The sequence below is a fragment of the Streptomyces sp. NPDC090025 genome (assembly GCF_044748125.1).
In the GTDB taxonomy this organism is placed as follows: domain Bacteria; phylum Actinomycetota; class Actinomycetes; order Streptomycetales; family Streptomycetaceae; genus Streptomyces.
On sequence record NZ_JBIVFL010000001.1, the window covers coordinates 398,189 to 416,203 of the forward strand.

The 18,015-nt window shown below is 71.4% G+C and carries 20 protein-coding genes; 10 read left to right on the top strand and 10 right to left on the bottom strand.

The features are described from left to right. Positions 1 to 8: 8 nt before the first annotated feature. The 4 genes from ACIPXM_RS01915 (at position 9) to ACIPXM_RS01930 (ending at position 2,762) form a co-directional block, all read left to right on the top strand. Complete coding sequence (locus ACIPXM_RS01915) at positions 9 to 458, top strand: ATP-binding protein (protein WP_401650793.1); 450 nt, start codon at positions 9 to 11, stop codon at positions 456 to 458. 70 nt (positions 459 to 528) lie between these two features. After that, positions 529 to 1,344 carry an alpha/beta fold hydrolase gene (locus ACIPXM_RS01920; protein ID WP_401650797.1) on the top strand — a complete coding sequence of 272 codons (816 nt, stop codon included), beginning with the start codon at positions 529 to 531 and terminating at the stop codon, positions 1,342 to 1,344. A gap of 294 nt (positions 1,345 to 1,638) precedes the next feature. Then, on the top strand, positions 1,639 to 2,511 hold the full coding sequence (locus ACIPXM_RS01925; protein WP_401652449.1) for an oxaloacetate decarboxylase: 873 nt from the start codon (positions 1,639 to 1,641) through the stop codon (positions 2,509 to 2,511). Then, positions 2,508 to 2,762, top strand: coding sequence for a hypothetical protein (locus ACIPXM_RS01930; protein WP_401650800.1), 255 nt, complete (start codon positions 2,508 to 2,510; stop codon positions 2,760 to 2,762). The genes ACIPXM_RS01925 and ACIPXM_RS01930 overlap by 4 nt, the downstream gene beginning before the upstream one ends. Before the next feature lie 106 nt (positions 2,763 to 2,868). On the opposite strand, the gene ACIPXM_RS01935 is transcribed toward ACIPXM_RS01930, so the two are convergent. The 5 genes from ACIPXM_RS01935 to ACIPXM_RS01955 form a co-directional block, all read right to left on the bottom strand. Then, positions 2,869 to 3,111 carry a hypothetical protein gene (locus ACIPXM_RS01935; protein WP_401650803.1) on the bottom strand — a complete coding sequence of 81 codons (243 nt, stop codon included), beginning with the start codon at positions 3,109 to 3,111 and terminating at the stop codon, positions 2,869 to 2,871. 120 nt (positions 3,112 to 3,231) lie between these two features. Continuing rightward, complete coding sequence (locus tag ACIPXM_RS01940) at positions 3,232 to 3,741, bottom strand: DUF664 domain-containing protein (RefSeq protein ID WP_401650806.1); 510 nt, start codon at positions 3,739 to 3,741, stop codon at positions 3,232 to 3,234. 93 nt (positions 3,742 to 3,834) lie between these two features. Next, the gene (locus tag ACIPXM_RS01945; RefSeq protein ID WP_401650809.1) at positions 3,835 to 5,883 is read right to left on the bottom strand and encodes a serine/threonine-protein kinase; all 2,049 of its coding nucleotides are present in this window, start codon (positions 5,881 to 5,883) and stop codon (positions 3,835 to 3,837) included. 156 nt (positions 5,884 to 6,039) lie between these two features. Next, positions 6,040 to 6,444, bottom strand: coding sequence for a DnaJ family domain-containing protein (locus ACIPXM_RS01950; protein WP_401650812.1), 405 nt, complete (start codon positions 6,442 to 6,444; stop codon positions 6,040 to 6,042). 134 nt (positions 6,445 to 6,578) lie between these two features. After that, entirely contained in the window at positions 6,579 to 6,782 is a 204-nt protein-coding gene (locus tag ACIPXM_RS01955; protein WP_401650815.1) for a cold-shock protein, read from the bottom strand. Between the two features lie 319 nt (positions 6,783 to 7,101). On the opposite strand from ACIPXM_RS01955, the gene ACIPXM_RS01960 reads away from it, so the two are divergent. Further along, the gene (locus ACIPXM_RS01960; RefSeq protein WP_401650818.1) at positions 7,102 to 7,974 is read left to right on the top strand and encodes a menaquinone biosynthetic enzyme MqnA/MqnD family protein; all 873 of its coding nucleotides are present in this window, start codon (positions 7,102 to 7,104) and stop codon (positions 7,972 to 7,974) included. A 54-nt stretch (positions 7,975 to 8,028) separates the two neighbouring features. Here the strand turns inward: ACIPXM_RS01960 and ACIPXM_RS01965 are convergent, their stop codons facing one another. Continuing rightward, positions 8,029 to 9,105: an alpha/beta hydrolase gene (locus tag ACIPXM_RS01965; RefSeq protein ID WP_401650821.1), complete on the bottom strand. Its 1,077-nt coding sequence runs from the start codon at positions 9,103 to 9,105 to the stop codon at positions 8,029 to 8,031. 170 nt (positions 9,106 to 9,275) lie between these two features. On the opposite strand from ACIPXM_RS01965, the gene mqnC reads away from it, so the two are divergent. The 3 genes from mqnC (at position 9,276) to ACIPXM_RS01980 (ending at position 11,913) form a co-directional block, all read left to right on the top strand. After that, complete coding sequence (mqnC, locus tag ACIPXM_RS01970; RefSeq protein ID WP_401650824.1) at positions 9,276 to 10,475, top strand: cyclic dehypoxanthinyl futalosine synthase; 1,200 nt, start codon at positions 9,276 to 9,278, stop codon at positions 10,473 to 10,475. Positions 10,476 to 10,482: 7 nt separating this feature from the next. Continuing rightward, complete coding sequence (locus ACIPXM_RS01975) at positions 10,483 to 11,082, top strand: hypothetical protein (protein ID WP_401650826.1); 600 nt, start codon at positions 10,483 to 10,485, stop codon at positions 11,080 to 11,082. A 135-nt stretch (positions 11,083 to 11,217) separates the two neighbouring features. Then, positions 11,218 to 11,913 (top strand): demethylmenaquinone methyltransferase, encoded by a 696-nt coding sequence (locus ACIPXM_RS01980; RefSeq protein WP_401652451.1) that lies wholly within the window; start codon positions 11,218 to 11,220, stop codon positions 11,911 to 11,913. A gap of 27 nt (positions 11,914 to 11,940) precedes the next feature. Here ACIPXM_RS01980 and ACIPXM_RS01985 read toward each other — a convergent pair whose 3' ends face one another. Together ACIPXM_RS01985 and ACIPXM_RS01990 are read right to left on the bottom strand one after the other, a co-directional pair. After that, positions 11,941 to 13,359, bottom strand: coding sequence for a phosphodiester glycosidase family protein (locus tag ACIPXM_RS01985; protein ID WP_401650828.1), 1,419 nt, complete (start codon positions 13,357 to 13,359; stop codon positions 11,941 to 11,943). Continuing rightward, the gene (locus ACIPXM_RS01990) at positions 13,356 to 14,132 is read right to left on the bottom strand and encodes a peptidase inhibitor family I36 protein (RefSeq protein ID WP_401650831.1); all 777 of its coding nucleotides are present in this window, start codon (positions 14,130 to 14,132) and stop codon (positions 13,356 to 13,358) included. Before ACIPXM_RS01990 ends, ACIPXM_RS01985 begins: the two co-directional genes overlap by 4 nt. Here ACIPXM_RS01990 and ACIPXM_RS01995 point away from each other — a divergent pair. Then, a complete protein-coding gene (locus ACIPXM_RS01995; RefSeq protein ID WP_401652453.1) occupies positions 14,131 to 15,573 on the top strand; it encodes a geranylgeranyl reductase family protein in 1,443 nt (480 codons plus the stop codon). The genes ACIPXM_RS01990 and ACIPXM_RS01995 overlap by 2 nt on opposite strands. Positions 15,574 to 15,765: 192 nt before the next feature. Here the strand turns inward: ACIPXM_RS01995 and ACIPXM_RS02000 are convergent, their stop codons facing one another. Both ACIPXM_RS02000 and ACIPXM_RS02005 read right to left on the bottom strand, forming a co-directional pair. Further along, positions 15,766 to 15,951 carry a hypothetical protein gene (locus ACIPXM_RS02000; RefSeq protein ID WP_401650834.1) on the bottom strand — a complete coding sequence of 62 codons (186 nt, stop codon included), beginning with the start codon at positions 15,949 to 15,951 and terminating at the stop codon, positions 15,766 to 15,768. A 157-nt stretch (positions 15,952 to 16,108) separates the two neighbouring features. Then, positions 16,109 to 16,966 carry a C40 family peptidase gene (locus tag ACIPXM_RS02005; protein ID WP_401650837.1) on the bottom strand — a complete coding sequence of 286 codons (858 nt, stop codon included), beginning with the start codon at positions 16,964 to 16,966 and terminating at the stop codon, positions 16,109 to 16,111. Positions 16,967 to 17,653: 687 nt separating this feature from the next. On the opposite strand from ACIPXM_RS02005, the gene ACIPXM_RS02010 reads away from it, so the two are divergent. Next, on the top strand, positions 17,654 to 18,013 hold the full coding sequence (locus tag ACIPXM_RS02010) for an NADH-quinone oxidoreductase subunit A (RefSeq protein WP_376633154.1): 360 nt from the start codon (positions 17,654 to 17,656) through the stop codon (positions 18,011 to 18,013). Positions 18,014 to 18,015 lie beyond the last annotated feature (2 nt).

The window sequence follows — 18,015 nt, forward strand, 5'->3', positions numbered from 1 at the left end:
TCGGTGCCATGAAGACGGAAATGACCACCCCAACCAGTGAGTTCGGGGCTGCTGGTGGCGAGTTCTCGCAACCCTTCGTGCAACGGCTGTCCGCGACCCGGCGAGGGGCTAGGCTCGCGCGCTTGCTCGCCGCGCAGCAGCTGCGGGACTGGGGGCTCGGCGGGGCGGTCGTCGAGGACGTGGAGCTGGTCGTGGGGGAGCTGGCGAGCAACGCGGTCACGCATGGGCGGGTGGCCGGGCGGGACTTCGAGGTACGGCTCTCGCTCGCGGGGGACCACGTACGGATCGAGGTGTCGGACGCCCGGGCCGAGCGGGAGCCGGAGGTCGCCGGGCGCACCGGCCCGCAGCCGGACGAACACGGGTACGGGCTGCTCCTCGTCGCCGCGCTCGCCACCGGGTGGGGGGTGAAGCGGCGGTGTGTCGGCAAGACGGTGTGGGCGACGGTCGCGTACCGATGAGTTTTCGGGGGCCCGGCCGTCCACCCCTCGTCGTGCGCGCCACCGCTTTCGTGTGAGAGGACCGATCACCATGCCTTACGTCGACGTCAACGGGGTCTCCCTCTGGTACGAGGAGTACGGCTCCGCCGACGGCGCCCCGCTCCCGCCGCTCGTCGTCCTCCACGGCGGATTCGGCTCGGGGGAGATGTTCCAGCCGCTCATCGAGCGCGGTGTCGGGGCCGGGCGGCGGGTGCTCGCCGTCGACCTCCAGGGGCACGGGCGGACGCCCGACGCCGCCGGACGGGAGATGTCGGCGGAGGCGATGGCCGACGACCTCGCCGGCCTGGTGAAGCACCTCGGCCTGGCGGCCGTCGACGTGCTCGGCTACTCCCTCGGCGCCGCCGCCGCCCTCCGGCTCGCGATCCAGCACCCGACCCTGGTCCGCCGGGCCGTCCTGATCTCCGTACCGGTCCGGAACGAGGACTGGTACCCCGAGGTCAGGGCGCAGATGGAGCTGATGAGCGAGGAGTCGGCCGGGATGCTGCGGCAGTCGCCGATGTATGAGCTGTACGAGCGGATCGCGCCGCGCGTCGAGGACTGGCCGGTGGTGGTGGGCAAGGTCGCCGAGATGATCAAGCGGCCGTACGACTGGAGCGGCGAGATCGCCGGGATCACGGCGGCCGTCCTGCTGGTGTTCGCCGACGCGGACTCGGTCGCCCCGGTGCGCGCCGCGGAGTTCTTCGCGCTGCTCGGCGGCGGCCAGGGCGACCCGGGTCCGGACGGCAGCGGTCGGCCCGCCTGTCAGTTGGCCGTGCTGCCCGGTGCGACGCACTACGACCTCATGGAGTCCCCGCTGCTCCCGGCCGCCGTGCGCGGGTTCCTGGACGGGGCGACGACGGAAGCGTGATGTCCAGGCGCGGGGTCCCGGGGTCCGTACTGGAACAAGGACCTCCGTGCCGTGCAGAAGGACACCTTCGCCCGCTGAAGGTGAAACCGGTCCGCCTGGAGAGTGAGTAAAGCACTCGTCATACGACCTTCGCGCTTGTCTCCCGAAATCATCTTGTTTTGGCAAAACGCCCGCGTGTTGATGAGGAGTCAGGCAGTGGTTCGGATCGACAAGGCAAGCCCCGGCGGCACCGGAAACGGCACCGGATACGGCAACGGCAACGGCAGCAGCTACGGGAACGACCTCCGGGCGCGGATCGCCGCGCCCGGCACCACCCCGCTGATCGGGGTGTACGACATGTACTCGGCGTCCGTCGCCGCCGAGCACTACGACGGCATGTTCGTGTCCGGCTTCGGCTTCGCCGCCTCCTACTACGGGCTGCCGGACATCGGCTTCATCGCCTGGCCCGACATGGTGGCGTTCGTGCAGCGGCTGCGCGGGGCCTTCCCCCGGCACCACCTCCTGGTCGACATCGACGACGGCTATGTCGACCCCGAGGTCGCCTGTCACGTCGTCGAGGGCCTGGAGCGGATCGGGGCCTCCGGGGTGATCCTGGAGGACCAGAAGCGCCCGCGCCGCTGCGGGCACGCGGACGGCAAGCAGGTGCTGCCGCTGGACGAGTACCTGGCCAAGCTCGACATGGTGCTGCAGACCCGGCGGGACATGGTCGTCGTGGCCCGGACGGACGCCACGGACGAGGACGACATCCTGCACCGCGCGGAGTGCCTGGCGGCGACGGACGCCGACGTCGTGCTCGTCGACGGGGTGCGGAGCGTGGAGTGGATCCGGCGGATCCGGGAGGTGGTCGGCGGCAAGCCGCTGCTCTTCAACCAGATCGCGGGCGGCAAGTCGCCCCGGCTCTCGCTCTCCGAGCTCTCCGACCTCGGCGTCGACGTGGCCATCTACAGCACGCCCTGCCTGTTCGCCGCGCACCGGGCGATGGACTCGGCACTGACCGAGCTGAAGGCGGCGGACGGCCGGCTGCCGTCGTTCGACCCGGACGGCGGGGTCGGTGTCGCCGTCTCCACCCGGCTCCTGGAGCGGAACATCGCCCGCCACCACGACACGGACACGGGCACTGCCACGCACACCGCCGCGGCCGAGTCTGCCGAGCGGGTCGGCGCGTGACCGCGCTCAAGGTGCTCGGGACGGTCGCCGTGATGATCGCGGCCGCGGCGGCGGGCGCCGCGCCCGCCGCAGCGGGCGGCAGCCTGGTCACGGTGATCGACAACTCGCACGCGGACTCGGTCGTCGAGGTCGACCGGGCGGCGAACCTCCAGTACGGCAGCAGCGGCACGGCGGGCAGCGACCACGACGGCAGCGCCGTCGACGCGATCAACGCGCTGGTCGGGACCGTGCACTCCGATCACGAGGAGTGACCTCGGGGACGGGGGCGGGGGCGGGGACGGCCGGGGCAGACGAACGGCCGGACACCGCCCTCGTGGTGTCCGGCCGTCATGCGTCACAGGGGTGGGACGGGGGCGGTCAGTCCTCGGTCTGGTCGGCCTGGCCGTCCTCGTTGAACTCGACCGGCTCCTCGCCGGTGCCCTCCGCGCCCTCCGGGCCGTCCTCGCCCTCGTGGCTCAGCACGAAGCCGGTGGCGTCGGGCGCGGTCGGGGCGGCGGGGGCCGCCGGGGTGGCCGCCTGGGCGGCGGAGGCGAAGCCGACGAGGCCGCCGGTCAGGGCGAGGGCGGCGACGAGGGCGCGGGGGGTGCTGGAGAGGTTCATGCCCGGCCAACGAGTCGGCGCCCGTGCCGGTCACGGAGTGTGACGCGGGAGAGGGAGAGGCGCGCGCCGATTGACCGGGCGCCCCCGGGACCGTACCGGCCCGGATCCCTCGGTACGGGGCTACTTCCGGCGCTCCACCAGGCCCCGTACGTACGCCGCCTGGCCCGCGTGCTGGTTGTCCTCGGCGATCACGCTGACGAGCCGGACGCCGAGGGTGACGGGCGGCTTCCAGCGGGTGTCGACCACCCGGTCGAGCGCGGGGCCCGTCACCCCGGAGACGTGCTCCAGGGTGCGGGCGTGGACGGCGTCGTAGTAGCCGAGGAGCAGCTCGGCGGGGGCGCGGACGGCGGCGACCTGGTCGCTGGTGTGGCCGAAACCCGTCGCGTGCTCGGGGAACGGCAGGCCGAACCGCCCGGACCAGCCGTCCTCGGTCCACACCTGTGCGGTGCCGAAGGCGTCGGCGACATGGTCGTCCTGGACCCGGGTCAGGTGCCAGACCAGCCAGGCGATCGAGTTGGCGTCGTCGTCGACCCGGACGGCCAGGTCGTCCTGCGAAAGGCCCTCGACGGCCTCGTGCACGGCCTCCTGGACCCGCCCGAGGGCGTCGACGAGAAGCTCGGCGCTCTTCATGACCCGGGGGCCTCCTCGCGGTGACGGTCCGGTCGTCCTCCCGCACCACGGTACGCCGAAGCCCGGGGCCGCGCCGGGCCCGCCCTGCCGGGCTCAGCCGCGCTCGTAGTGGTAGCCCTCCCCGTGGGACGGGCCCACGTAGTGGCGCAGGCCGGTCGGGGTGGCGAGGGCGAAGTACGTGGGGTCGGTGTCCTGGCAGAAGGTGGCGGAACGGGCCTGGTCCACGATCCCGCTGCCGAGGTTGAGCCGCTTGCCGCCGTCGGAGAGCGAGACGAACGTGGCGACGTACTCGCAGTGGATGCTGCTCTGGCTGTCGGTGATCATCTTGGCGGCGATCTGGCCGGGCGCGACCCGGTAGATGTACACCGTGGTCGGCTGGTCGATGTTGAACTGGGCGGTGTACTTCCAGGTGCCGACGAAGGCCGAGGGCACCTTGTTGGAGCTGCCGCCGCCGCTCGGCGGGGTGGTCTTGGCCGGGGGCTTCGGCGGGGTGGTGGCGGGCGGCCGGGTGGTGCCGGTGCCGCCGCCGGAGGCGGAGCCGGTTCCGGTGCCCTGGCTCGTACCGGAGCCCGATCCCGTACTGGAGCCCGAGCCCGAGCCCGAGCCGGAGCCCGTACCGGGTCCGGTGCCCGTGCCGCCGCCGCTCGCGGGCAGGCCGCCCGCGCCGCCTCCGCCGCCCGCGCCGCCGTTCGCCGCCGTGGCGGGCGGCTGGGCCGCCGGGCCCGTGGTGGTCGCGGCGGGCGGGGCGCTGGAACCGGGGGAGCCGGTGGTGCCCGGGGTGCCCGTGCCGGGGGTGCCGGTGGTGCCGGTGGTGGTCGGGGGAGTGGAGGCGCTGGGGGCGCCGCCCAGGTCGCTCTGGTGGGCGTCGTTGTCGATCAGCTTCACGACCGTGCCGCTGACGCCGAGGACGACGAACACGGCGGCGACCACCGCCCACACCCGCGAGACCCGGGAGGAGCCGCGGGGCTGCGCGCCCGGGACCGTACCGGGGCCTGCCGCGCCGCCGGGGGCGCCCTGCGGGCCCTGGGGGCCTTGGGGCAGCAGGCCGACCGTCCCGGTGTCCGTGGCGGCCGGGGTGCCCGCCGTGCCGGTGCCGGTGCCGGTGGCGGTGGCGGTACCGGGGGCCGCCTGGGTGGCCTCCCGCTCCAGTTCCTCCTTCAGCGCCTCCACGTCGAGCAGCCGGGCGGCCTGCCGGGCGAGGCGCGCCACCAGCTCGGGCGGCAGCCAGGCCCCGGCCGCGGCGGCGCCGCGCCCGGACTCCTCGCCGGGCAGCGCCGGGTCGGCGAGCAGCGCGGCGATGCCGGGGCGCTCGGCGGGGTCCTTCACCAGGCAGCGGGCCAGGAAGGCGCGCAGCTCGGGCGACTCGACCAGGTCGAGCGCGGGCTCCGCCTCGACGATCTGGAACATGATCGCGTGCTGGTTGCTGGCGCCGTGGCCGAACGGGAGCCGGCCGGTCGCCGCGTACATCAGGACGCAGCCGAGCGCGAAGACGTCGGCCGCCGGGCCGAGGGACTCGCCGCGGACCTGCTCGGGGGCCATGAAGCCGGGCGAGCCGACGACCATGCCGGTGCTGGTGAGCAGCGACTCGACGGAGGGTTCCAGGGCGCGGGCGATGCCGAAGTCGATCACCCGGGGGCCTTCGACGGTCAGCATCACGTTGGACGGCTTGAGGTCGCGGTGCAGGATCCCGGCGCCGTGGATGCCCTGGAGGGCCCGCAGCAGGCCGAGGGCGAGGGTCAGGACGGAGTCGGTGGGCAGCGGCCCGTGGTCGCGGACGACCTGTTCGAGGGAGGGGCCCGGGACGAAGCCGGTGGCCACCCAGGGGCGTTCGGCGTCCGGGTCGGCGTCGAGGACGGGGGCGGTGTAGTGCTCGCCCACCTTCCGTACGGCCTCGATCTCGCGCCGGAAGCGGGCCCGGAACTGCGGGTCCTGGGCGTGCTCGGTGTGCACGACCTTGACGGCGACCGTGCGGCCGCCCGCCGATCTGGCGAGGTACACCCGGCCCATGCCGCCCGCCCCGAGCCGCCCGAGCAGCCGGTACGGCCCGATCTCCCGCGGGTCCCCGGCCGCCAGCGGCTCCATGCCGACGCCGCCGAGCCCCCGCTCGCTCGCGTTCCCGCTCTTGCCCTTCTCGCCACTCATGCCGGTCCGGTCCCCCTGGTCAGCCTGTCCAGCCCTGATGCCTGGTCAATTCGAACGCGGTTCAGGGTAGATGAGGACTCTTGAAGAGGGCATGGCGGTTCCGGCCCCTGCCCTGGGGGGAAGGGGTGGCCGGGGTGCGGAGGCTCGGCTTCCGGTCTAGCGACGGGGGTGGGACCGGCGCCATTCGGCCACGACGGCCTCCACGTCGAACGGCTTCAGGTTCAGCGGCGGCCCGGCCGGGGGCCGGGCGAGGGCTTCGACGATCTTGGTGTTGATCTCGCCGAGCACCCGCCGCACCTGCGCCTCGGAGCCCGCGTCCCGGACCTCCCGGGCGGCGTCCTCGGCCTCCTTGCGCAGCGCGAGCGCCGGGGGCAGGGCGGACATGCCTTCCCGGTGCATCTTGCGCTTGACCCACCACATCTCGTCGTACGGGGCGGTGTCGTCGTCGAGCGGCTTGCCGAAACCGGGCAGTTGGGCGAATTCGCCGCGCTCGGTGGCCTCGCGGATCTGCTTGTCCACGAAAGACTCGAAGCTGACGCCGGGCGGTTTGCGTTCGGTCATGCGTCCAGCGTACGGAGGCGCGCTCCGGAACGGGCCCGGAACAGGCAGGAGCCCCGGTCCGTGGGCGCGGGGCTCACGGAGCGGGGCTCCTTGGGTACAGCTCTAGAGAAACGCGATCGTCCACCCGGGGCTTATTAGGCCGGGGTGACGTTCTCCGCCTGCGGGCCCTTCGGGCCCTGGGTGACGTCGAAGTTCACGGCCTGGTTCTCCTCGAGGGAGCGGAAGCCAGACGCGTTGATCGCGGAGTAGTGGACGAAGACATCCGGGCCGCCGCCTTCCTGGGCAATGAAGCCGAAGCCCTTTTCAGCGTTGAACCACTTCACGGTTCCGGTAGCCATGAGCCCTCCTATGGGCCAAAGGGTCGCCCTGCTCCAGAACCTGCAACCAAGTCTGAAAACTACAAAAGCCTGCGGGTTACATGCTCCGCAGGCTCTGTACTGCAAGGGAAACCAAACTGCAACTTGCGTCGAGCGTAGCACGCAGTGTGGCCAGAGCGATAGAGGGGAAGCTCACGTCACCCACAGGTTTGACGAGCCCAGTTGCGCTGACGCGAGCCACCCGACGGGGCCCCGGGAGACGCCTCGCGAGATGCCCGGGGAGATGGCTCGGGGATGCCCCGGGGATGTCCACGGTACGAGACGGGTCTAGCCTCGCGATGTGGACAATGCAACCGATGACCACCAGCGCAGCCGGCCCCGGGTCGGACACATCCAGTTCCTGAACTGCCTGCCCCTGTATTGGGGCCTCGCGCGGACCGGGACCCTCCTCGATCTGGAGCTGACGAAGGACACCCCGGAGAAGCTCAGCGAGCGGCTCGTGCGGGGCGATCTCGACATCGGCCCGATCACCCTCGTCGAGTACCTCCGGCACGCGGACGAGCTGGTCGCGCTCCCCGACATCGCGGTGGGCTGCGACGGCCCCGTGATGTCCTGCGTGATCGTCTCCCAGCGCCCCCTGGAGGAGCTGGACGGCGCCCGGGTCGCCCTCGGCTCGACCTCCCGGACCTCCGTGCGGCTGGCCCAGCTGCTCCTGGCGGAGTCGTACGGGGTGACCCCCGACTACTACACGTGCCCGCCCGACCTCGGTCTGATGATGCAGGAGGCGGACGCGGCGGTGCTGATCGGCGACGCGGCGCTGCGCGCCTCGCTGCACGACGCGCCCCGGCTCGGTCTCCAGGTCCATGACCTGGGGCTGATGTGGAAGGAGTGGACGGGCCTGCCGTTCGTCTTCGCGGTGTGGGCGGTCCGCCGGGACTTCCTGGCCCGCGAGCCGGAGACCGTCCACGAGGTGCACCGGGCGTTCCTGGCCTCCCGCGACCTGTCCCTGGAAGAGGTCACCAAGGTGGCCGAGCAGGCGGCGCGCTGGGAGACCTTCGACGCGGAGCTCCTGGAGAAGTACTTCCGTACGCTCGACTTCCGCTTCGGCCCGGAGCAGCTGGCGGGTGTGCGCGAGTTCGCCCGCAGGACGGGTGCGACGACCGGGTTCCCGGCGGACGTGCGGGTGGAGCTGCTGGCTCCCGACACCCCCTAGGGGCCGGTCAGGGGGCCGACCCGCCCGGCCTGCGTGTCCGGCCCGCCCACCGGGTCAGGACGCGGAGGGCGGGTTCGCCGCCGAGCGGATCGGGCCCTGGAGGTGGCTGCTCAGCCAGGCCATCGTGCCGTCGTTCATGCCCCGCATGTACGACCTGGCGTTGTGCTCGCCGTCCTGGATGATCTCCAGGCGGGTCTTCACCGGGCCCTTCCCGTACTTCCTCATGAACTTCCTGAGGTTGGTCAGGCCGGTCTCCTTGGTGCCGACCTGGAAGGCGATGAACACCTCGTTCCCGGGGGTGTCGGGCTTCTTGTTGAGCGCCGCGGCCAGCCGCTCCGGGTTGTTCGCCTGGCGCTCGGCCTCGTGGCCCTTCCAGAGCGGGGAGTCCGGCACGGTGTCCGGTCCTGAGGCGATGACGGCCTTGAACTTGTCCGGCTTCTGCAGCACCGACTTCAGGCCGACGAAACCGCCCGACGAGGAGCCCATGATGGCCCAGCCGTCGCGCGACTTGAAGGTGCGGAAATTGGCCCTGACGAAATCCGGGACGTCCTCGGTGAGCCAGGTGCCGATTTTCGGCTGGCCCGGAATATCACTGCCGTCGTAATAGAACTCGGCGTCCGGATTGAGGATGGGCATCACCACGATGAACGGAAGGCTCTTTCCCTCGTCCACCCAGCGGTTGATGTTGCCCTGGAGGTCGATCCCCTTCCCCGTCCAGTAATTCGTGGGGTAGCCCTTTCCACCCGGCAGGGTGATGAGCACGGGGAAGCCGCTGTCCGCGTACGCCGGGTCGAAATACTGCTTCGGCGCCCAGACCCACACCCGGCCGTTGAAGCCCGACTTTCCGCCGTGCACCTCGGTCACGCCGATCTTCGTGCCGTCGTCGAGGTCGCGCTGCACCGTGAACGCGTTCTTCGGCCCGGTCGGGAACACGGTCTCGGGCCCCGGCGGCTTCGCGCCGCCCTTGTGCTGCTGCAGGGCCTGCCGCTGCACCTGCTTGTCGCTGTGCGGGGTGTCGAAGGACACCGGGTCGCCCTCGTCGGAGGTGGCGCAGCCGGCGAGCAGGCCGAGACTGGTCCCCACGGCGAGGGCGGCGGCGAGCGGCCGGGTCAGGCGGCGGCGAAGCATCATGGCGGGCTCCGGGTGCGATTCGGGCGTTACGGCGGATTCCGGAGAAGGAGAGGGTCCTGGCGCCCGATCGGTTGGCTCGGGACCGGCACGAATCCGTCCCGACCCCCTGGCGTACGCTGGTTCGGTCCGTCAGGACACGACCGCACACCCCTCCGAAAGGGACACACCCGGTGACTGAGAAGGCCGAAATCCAGTCCGTTCTCGACCGCGCCGCCGCGGGTGGCCGGATCACCCCCGAGGAGGCGCTCGACCTCTACCGTTCGGCGCCGCTGCACGCGCTGGGCGCCGCCGCCGACGCGGTGCGCCGCAGGCGGTACGCGGGGACCGAGCACATCGCGACGTACATCATCGAGCGCAACATCAACTACACGAACGTCTGTGTGACGGCGTGCAAGTTCTGCGCGTTCTACGCGGCCCCCAAGGACACGAAGAAGGGCTGGACCCGCGACCTCGACGACATCCTGCGCCGCTGCGCGGAGACCGTCGAGCTCGGCGGCACCCAGATCATGTTCCAGGGCGGCCACCACCCGGACTTCGGCGTCGAGTACTACGAGCACCACTTCTCGGCCATCAAGAAGGAGTTCCCGCAGCTGGTCATCCACTCCCTCGGCGCGTCCGAGGTCGAGCACATGGCCCGGATCTCCAAGGTGTCCGTCGACGAGGCCATCTCCCGGATCCACGCGGCCGGGCTCGACTCCTTCGCGGGCGCCGGGGCCGAGCTGCTCCCGGCGCGCCCGCGCAAGGCGATCGCCCCGCTGAAGGAGAGCGGCGAGCGCTGGCTGGAGATCATGGAGATCGCCCACAAGCTGGGCGTCGAGTCGACCTCCACCATGCTGATGGGCACCGGCGAGACCAACGCGGAGCGCATCGAGCACCTGCGGATGATCCGTGACGTGCAGGACCGGACGGGTGGCTTCCGGGCCTTCATCCCCTACACGTACCAGCCGGAGAACAACCACCTGAAGGGCCGCACCCAGGCGACCCTCTTCGAGTACCTGCGGATGATCGCCATCGCGCGGCTGTTCTTCGACAACGTGGCCCACATCCAGGGCTCCTGGCTGACCACCGGCAAGGAGGTCGGCCAGCTGTCGCTGCACTACGGCGCCGACGACCTCGGCTCGATCATGCTGGAGGAGAACGTGGTCTCCTCGGCCGGTGCCAAGCACCGCTCGAACCGCCAGGAGATCATCGACCTGATCCGCAAGGCGGGCCGCGTCCCGGCGCAGCGCGCCACCACCTACGAGCACCTGGTCGTGCACGACGACCCGGCGAACGACCCGGTCGACGAGCGGGTCGCCTCGCACATCTCCTCGATCGCGATCGAGGGCGGCACGGCCCACCCCGAGCTGAAGCTCCTCGACGCGAACTGAGGCCCCGTTGCCCACGCTGCACGTCGCCGACGCCTCCCCCGAGGACGCGGTCCTGGTCGAGGGCGCCGTCGTCCTGGCCATCGGCCCGTACGAGGAACTGGCCGAGGCCCACCAGGACGCCAGGCTGCGCCGCTGGCCCGGCGTCCTGCTGCCCGGGCTGCTCAACCCGTACGGCCCCGAGCTGCTCGAACAGAGCTATCACCCGGACCCCCGGGAGGCCGACACGTACGGCACCGCGCCGCTGACCGGCGACGCGGCCCGCGCGGTGCTCGGTACCGACCAGGCCAGGCTGGGCGCCAGCGCGCGGCGCGGGGTGCAGCGGCTCCTCGCGCACGGGACGGTCGCCGTCGCCGGTGAGCTGAAGGCCCGGGTGGTGCAGGACGCGGTGCGGCGGGCCGGGCTCGCGCTCGGGCAGCGCCCGCCGGGGCTGCCGGGGCCGCCGTCGTTCTCGCCCGTCCCGCTGGTGCTGCTGCCCCGCCTGGTGGCGGGCGGCCCGGCCAGGTTCGCGGTCTTCGACGTGCCGGACCGGGCGGCGCTCGTCCGGGCGGGCGCGGACAGCTGCGTGGCGACCGTGATCGACGGGCGGCTGGTGTACCGGGCCCGCTGAGCCGGGGCCGCCGGGCGGGGGCCGCTGACCGGGCCGCCCGCCCGCTGCTGAGACAATGCGGACCTCAGTGATCCGCCCGTACGGCTCGATCCGTACGACCCGATCCGTACGACACGATGAGTGAGGCGAACGCCAGTGATCCGCGCCACCCTGGAGAAGCAGCCGCACGAGGTCGCCTCGATGTTCGACGACGTCGCGGCGAACTACGACCTCACCAACGACGTGCTGTCGCTCGGCCAGGACCGGCGCTGGCGCAAGGAGGTCGCCAAGGCGGTCGACGCCCGCCCCGCGCAGAAGGTCCTCGACCTGGCCGCCGGGACCGCGACCTCCTCGCAGCCGTTCGCGCGCGCCGGGGCGTACGTCGTGCCCTGCGACTTCTCGCTCGGGATGCTGCGGGTCGGCAAGAAGAACCACCCGTGGATGCCGTTCACGGCGGGCGACGGCACCAAGCTGCCGTTCAAGGACGACGTCTTCGACGCCGTCACCATCTCCTTCGGGCTGCGCAACATCCAGGACACCGATCAGGCGCTGCGCGAGCTGTACCGGGTGACGAAGCCCGGCGGCCGGGTCGTCATCTGCGAGTTCTCGCACGCCACCTGGGCCCCGTTCCGCACGGTGTACGAGGAGTACCTGATGCGGGCGCTGCCGCCGGTGGCGCGCGCGGTGTCGTCCAACCCGGACGCGTACGTCTACCTCGCCGAGTCGATCCGCTCCTGGCCCGACCAGCCGGCCCTGGCGTCGATGCTCCAGAAGGCCGGCTGGTCGAAGGTGGCGTGGCGGAACCTGAGCGGCGGCATCGTGGCCCTGCACCGGGGCTTCAAGGCCGAGTAGGCCGCCCGGAGTCCCGCTTCCCGCCGCCTACTTGGTCTTGGGCGGCTTGGCGTACATGCCGTAGCCGCCGGTGCCCGCGAACACCGCGTCCGCGACCTTGCGGTGGACGTCGGTGCCGCCCGGGCCCGGGTCGGTCGGCGGGGTGGCCGTCTCCTTGCCGGTGACGAGGGTGGTGGAGCCGCCGCCGTCCAGGTTGAGGGCGTCGACCAGGCCGAGTTCCTTGGAGTCGATCAGCGTCGCGAAGTCGCGCAGGTAGTCGCCGTCCTCGCGGCCGGGGCCGCCGGTGAGGGTGAGGAGCACCGTGTTGCCCTTGATGTTGGTGGCGAGCGCGGTGCGCGAGTCGGTGCAGATCGGCTGCCCGTCGTTGCCGACGCTGGTGCCGTCGTTGCAGGAGTTGGTCGGCGCGGGGCTGGGGAGGCTTCCGGCGGTCAGCAGCCGGTGGAAGGAACTGACCACGTCCACCGAGGCGTCGAGCGGGATGTCCCGGCCGAGCGTCATGTCCCGCAGCTTCTGGTCGAGCACCGCGCGGTCGTCGCGCACCAGGTGCTCGCGCAGCCAGGTCGCGCCGCTGCCCACGCCCTGCACGATCCGGCCGCCCTCCGGGACGGTGCTGCCGCCGCGGCCCGGGTGGGCGTCGAGGACGACGCCGTGCGCGTCGAGGACGACCTCGTAGCCGGGGTCGGCGGTGGCGGGCACCGCCGGGTCGGTGTACGGCTTCGGGGTCTCGGGACCGTAGTCGTCGGTGAACACCACGACCTCGTCCGCGTCCTTGTAGACCCGGGGCTTGTCGGTCGCCATGACGTCCTCGGCGTCGCGTTCGCAGTGCGGCACCCGGCCGGGGTTGCGGTTGATGTCGTCGACCCGCACCGAGGAGCCGTCCGACGAGGTCAGCCGCAGCTCGGTGGCGAGCTCGGTGATGTACGGGATGCCGTACTGGAGCACCGCGCCGGTGCTGCCCTTGCCGCGCTCCCAGCAGGCGGCGGAGTGGAGCACGCCGTCGACGGCGGTGGCGCTGGTGTGCACGACGCGGGGTTCGGCGGTGCCGATGGGGCGTTCCGCCTGGAACAGGCCGCCGTTGACGCCGACGGAGGGCCGCCGGGCGTCGACGACGGAGACGGTGCCGAGCTGGTCGAGCACGGTCTGGGAGCTCGCGTCGTCGCTGCCGACGGTGGAGCCGAGCACGACCGGGGCGACGGCGGTGTCGATCTCGACGACCTGGAGGACCCGGGCGCCCAGGGGGCGGTTGTTCGGGGTCTTCTCGGTCCAGACGGTACGGGTGACCCCGGGCGCCTGGGCGACCGGCGTGCCCTGCGTCCAGCCGGCGGCGAGCGGGCTCGGCGGCTCGACGGCGGTGGGCGCGGCCGGGGCGGCCGAGGCGGACGTGGTCAGCGTGAGGGCGGCGGTGGCGGCGGCGAGGGCCGCCAGCAGGCGCTGGTTCCGGGTCACTGGCACTCCGAGGTTCCGTTGACGAGCTCGTGCGAGCGGACGGTGCCCGCGTACGGGGCGGGCAGGCTGACGTTCTCGCCGAGCAGCACCACGTAGGCGCCGTACTTCCGCTGTTCGGCCTCGGTGGGGCCGTCGGTCCAGGTGCCGGTGAAGCCGGGCTCGGGGTAGAAGCAGGCGATCTTGCCGGTGCGGTTGAAGACGGACTTGACCGCGGTCTCGGGGCCGTAGCTGTTGCCGTAGTTGAGGGTCTTCGGGTCGGTCGCGGGCCGGTGGACGGTCATCGCGCCGCGCCCGCGCTCCTGGGTGAAGGTGCAGACCCGGTTGTCGGGGCAGCGCTCGTAGCCGGTGAAGCAGTGGGCGCGGGAGGGCACCAGCTTGTGGGAGCTGATGGTGTTCGTGAAGCGGGCGTCGCCCGTGTAGTCGTCGGGGTTGCCCGGCTTGATGGTCTGGAGGAGACCGCCGTAGGCGCCGTCGACGTAGACGCAGGCCCACAGACCGGTGTTGTTCTTCGCGGAGAGGGTCTTGTTGTCCCAGTCGGGGTAGCTCTCGGCGTTCTCGGAGCTTTGGGTGCTCCCCGCGGTGAAGTCGCGTCGTTCGCCGGTCCCGGCGGATCCGCTGTAGAGGCAGAGGGTGTTCGCCGGGCAGTCCTCGTAGGGCTGGGCCTCGGCGTTGGCGGGCAGCACGAGGAAGGCGGACAGGAAGGCGGAACAGAGCAGCGCGAGGAGCGCCGAGACCAGCGACGCTCTTCGTATATATGTGCGAATGAAGATCATGGCGCACGATCTTGCCCGTGCGGCGGCGGCTCCTCGCACCCGGGGGTGTCACCCGGGGGTGGCCCCCGGACACGCGCGGGGCCGCCCCCTAGACTGCCGGGGTACTTCGAGCGTTCGTGTACGCCTCACCGTCGAGCTTCCGGGAGACCCCGCCGTGACCCAGCAGCCCCTCTCCGAGCACAGCGCGGACGTGATCGTCGTCGGGGCGGGCCCGGCCGGTTCGACCACCGCGTACTACCTGGCCAAGGCGGGACTCGACGTCCTGCTCCTGGAGAAGACCGCGTTCCCGCGCGAGAAGGTCTGCGGCGACGGGCTCACCCCGCGCGCGACCAAGCAGCTGGTGTCGATGGGCATCGACATCTCCGAGGAGGCCGGCTGGCTGCGGAACAAGGGCCTGCGGATCATCGGCGGCGGGGTACGGCTCCAGCTCGACTGGCCGGATCTCGCCTCCTACCCGGACTACGGACTGGTCCGCAAGCGCGAGGACTTCGACGAGGTGCTGGCCCGGCAGGCGCAGAAGGCCGGGGCGCGGCTGTACGAGCGCTGCAACGTGGGCGCGCCGATCGTCGACGACCGGACCGGGCGGATCACCGGGGTGCACGCGAAGCTCGGCGAGGAGAAGCGGGAGGTCACCTTCCACGCGCCGCTGGTCGTGGCCGCCGACGGCAACTCGACCCGGCTGTCCCTCGCGATGGGCCTGCACCGGCGCGAGGACCGGCCGATGGGCGTCGCCGTCCGCACGTACTTCACCTCGCCGCGGCACGACGACGACTACCTGGAGTCCTGGCTGGAGCTGTGGGACCGGCGCGGTCCGCAGGACCGGCTGCTGCCGGGCTACGGCTGGATCTTCGGCATGGGCGACGGCACGTCCAACGTCGGCCTCGGCATCCTCAACTCGTCGTCCGCGTTCCGTGAGCTGGACTGGCGCGAGGTCCTGAAGGCGTGGTGCGCGTCGATGCCGGAGGACTGGGGCTACACCCCGGACAACATGACCCAGCCGATCCGCGGCGCGGCGCTGCCGATGGCCTTCAACCGGCAGCCGCACTACACCAAGGGCCTGCTGCTGGTCGGCGACGCGGGCGGCCTGGTCAACCCGTTCAACGGCGAGGGCATCGCGTACGCGATGGAATCCGGCCAGATCGCGGCCGACGTCATCGTCCAGGCCCACGCCCGCAGCACCCCGGCCCAGCGCGAACTGGCGCTGCGCAACTACCCGCGGATCCTGAAGGACACCTACGGCGGCTACTACACGCTGGGCCGCGCCTTCGTGAAGCTCATCGGCAACCCGAAGGTCATGAAGATCGCGACCCAGCGCGGCCTGACCCACCCGCTGCTGATGAAGTTCACCCTGAAGATGCTGGCCAACCTGACCGACCCGACGGGCGGCGACGCGATGGACCGGATCATCAACGGGCTGTCGAAGGTGGCTCCCCGGTCTTGACGGTTCAACGCCGGGCCGCTCGTGGGACGGTCGAGCGGCCCGGCTCGTGGAATGTGGCCGTCACACGTTGATGATCTTCACCTTGGGCGAGCCCGGAAGCTCCTCGGTTCGTCACCGTGACGTGCAGTGAAAGCCCCTGGACGTCCAGGACGAGCGTGCCCTCGTTCTTCGCCTTGATCTTGAGGCGCTTGCTTACCACTCCTCCTCCGCCTGACGCCGTGCTTCGACGGAGACGGGGCCGAACGCCTCGCGGTCGGCGGTCACGACCTCTCGGAGCTTCTGTGCGGCGAGCCATTCCTCCAGGGCTTCGGCCACGACGGAGGAGAATCCGCTCTTGCCGGCCCGCTCGGCGGCCTGGGGTGCCACGTGACTGCTCATACCTAAAGACGTACCACCGCCGGTAGGAAATTCCCGTCGGACGCCCGCCGCGCGCGCGTACGACGAAGGGCCGTCCCTCCCCCGAGGAGTGACGGCCCTTCGTCATGAGCGGATCGTGCCGGGTGGTGCGGGTGTGCCCCGTGGGGACGGGGGTGGATCAGAGGATGCGGACGGCGCCCGAGGGGGTGTCCCAGTCCAGGGAGCGCTCGACGACGCCGGTCGAGGGGTTCTGCGCGCCGACGTACTTGCCGCCGCCGACGTAGATGGCGACGTGGTACGAGCCGCTGCGGCTGCCCCAGTAGAGGAGGTCGCCCGGCTGGAGGTTGCTCAGCGAGACGGAGGTGCCGCGGCTCGACTGGTCGCCGGAGACGCGCGGCAGGTCGATGCCTGCGGCACGGTAGGCGGCCTGGACGAGGCCCGAGCAGTCCCAGGAGTTGGGGCCGGTGCCGCCGCGGACGTAGGCGTCGCCGACCTGGGCGCGCGCGAACGCCACGATCGCCGCGGCGGAGCCGGTGGCGACCTGCGAGTCGCTGGAGGAGCCCGCGGAGCTGTCCGAGGACGAGGAGGAGGACGAGGACTTCGCCGCGAGGGAGGTGCGGGCCGCGGTGCGCGAGGCGCGCTCGTTGGCCTCGGCACGGGCCTCGGCGCGGGCCTTCTCGGCCTTCTCCGCCTTCTCGGCCTCGGCCTTGCGGTCCGCCTCGGCCTTGGCCTTCTTGGCGTCCTTGGCGGCCTTCTGCAGCGCGGCGTTCTCCTGGGCCGCGAGGCTCTGGTCGAGGGCCTCCTGCTGGCTCGCCTCGGCGGAGGCGGAGACGGCGCTGGCGAGGTCGGCCTGGAGGGAGCCCAGGGTGGGCATCTCGAGCGTCGTCTCGGTCAGCGGCTCGGCGTTCGCCGGGGCGGCGGCGCCGGCCACCGCGATGGTGCTGAGGACGCCACCGGCAACTCCGGCCCGGAACGCCATCTTCGAGGCGCTGCGGCGGGGCTTCCGGTGGCTACGTATGGGAGCGGTCTGGGACATGGGAACAACCGCTATCAGGGCTTCACGGTTCCCTTCAAGAAACGTGGGTTGCGCCACAGTTACGTTCGGAACCAGTGAATCCGCTTCCTGAGCGCCCTTATTGACGCCGTAACGGGCAAATCGGGCACGGCTCAATCGGGCCTTGATCATGGGTTTTCAATGAAATGTCCGAATGGCCCGTCGCTTACCACCTCTTCACCTCCATGGCCAAGCCCCGTTCTTTCAGGCCACTCTCATCTGTGACGCAGGTCACAGCGACCCCATCGTCGGCCCCGCCCGGGGCTCGTGAACGCGTGCACACGTCCACTCCCGTCCGCCGGGACCCCCGACCGGGCGACGGGCGTCCGGTGGCGCGCGCTTTATCACTCGTACGCGTACCAGCACCAATTTGCGTGTAGCGCCCACGGCTTGATAGTGCAACACCCCCCCCGACCAGCGATTTCCGGTCCGGTTGTCACATCTGGTGATCACCTGGGCGCTTCGAGTGGCAAGATCACCGCTCATCCGACTTCATGATCCTTCGTCAGGTGGTGGAGATCACAAAGTCGTTGGCGCACCCCGTGTCGCAGATCACAGAGGGGCGGGCTTAAGATACGCGGCAGTCGGCTTGTGAACTGCCTCACATGGGGGCGATCTTCGTCGACAGTGCGGTCCAACGGTCAAGGACGACTGGAAGGAGCGAGGAGCGTGAATGCTTACGCACCCATCCTCGTGCTCGGTGCCCTGGGAGCGGGGTTTGCGATCTTCTCCGTGGTCATGGCCACGCTTATCGGGCCAAAGCGGTACAACAGGGCAAAACTTGAGGCGTACGAGTGCGGCATCGAGCCCACCCCGACGCCGACCGGGGGCGGTCGCTTCCCGATCAAGTACTACCTGACGGCGATGCTCTTCATCGTCTTCGACATCGAGATCGTCTTCCTCTACCCCTGGGCGGTCACCTTCGACGCCCTGGGGCTTTTCGGGCTCGTGGAGATGCTGCTCTTCGTGCTCACCGTCTTCGTCGCCTACGCGTACGTGTGGCGGCGCGGCGGCCTGGAATGGGACTGAGG

Excerpts from the sequence above, each read along its gene's own strand:
- ACIPXM_RS01920 (WP_401650797.1), top strand. The coding sequence starts at position 529 with ATGCCTTACGTCGACGTCAACGGGGTCTCCCTCTGGTACGAGGAGTAC.
- ACIPXM_RS02005 (WP_401650837.1), bottom strand. The coding sequence starts at position 16,966 with ATGTCCCAGACCGCTCCCATACGTAGCCACCGGAAGCCCCGCCGCAGC.
- ACIPXM_RS01950 (WP_401650812.1), bottom strand. The coding sequence starts at position 6,444 with ATGACCGAACGCAAACCGCCCGGCGTCAGCTTCGAGTCTTTCGTGGAC.
- ACIPXM_RS01955 (WP_401650815.1), bottom strand. The coding sequence starts at position 6,782 with ATGGCTACCGGAACCGTGAAGTGGTTCAACGCTGAAAAGGGCTTCGGC.
- ACIPXM_RS01935 (WP_401650803.1), bottom strand. The coding sequence starts at position 3,111 with ATGAACCTCTCCAGCACCCCCCGCGCCCTCGTCGCCGCCCTCGCCCTG.
- ACIPXM_RS01940 (WP_401650806.1), bottom strand. The coding sequence starts at position 3,741 with ATGAAGAGCGCCGAGCTTCTCGTCGACGCCCTCGGGCGGGTCCAGGAG.
- ACIPXM_RS01990 (WP_401650831.1), bottom strand. The coding sequence starts at position 14,132 with ATGATCTTCATTCGCACATATATACGAAGAGCGTCGCTGGTCTCGGCG.
- ACIPXM_RS01945 (WP_401650809.1), bottom strand. The coding sequence starts at position 5,883 with ATGAGTGGCGAGAAGGGCAAGAGCGGGAACGCGAGCGAGCGGGGGCTC.
- ACIPXM_RS02000 (WP_401650834.1), bottom strand. The coding sequence starts at position 15,951 with ATGAGCAGTCACGTGGCACCCCAGGCCGCCGAGCGGGCCGGCAAGAGC.
- ACIPXM_RS01965 (WP_401650821.1), bottom strand. The coding sequence starts at position 9,105 with ATGATGCTTCGCCGCCGCCTGACCCGGCCGCTCGCCGCCGCCCTCGCC.
- ACIPXM_RS01915 (WP_401650793.1), top strand. The coding sequence starts at position 9 with ATGAAGACGGAAATGACCACCCCAACCAGTGAGTTCGGGGCTGCTGGT.
- ACIPXM_RS01995 (WP_401652453.1), top strand. The coding sequence starts at position 14,131 with ATGGCGCACGATCTTGCCCGTGCGGCGGCGGCTCCTCGCACCCGGGGG.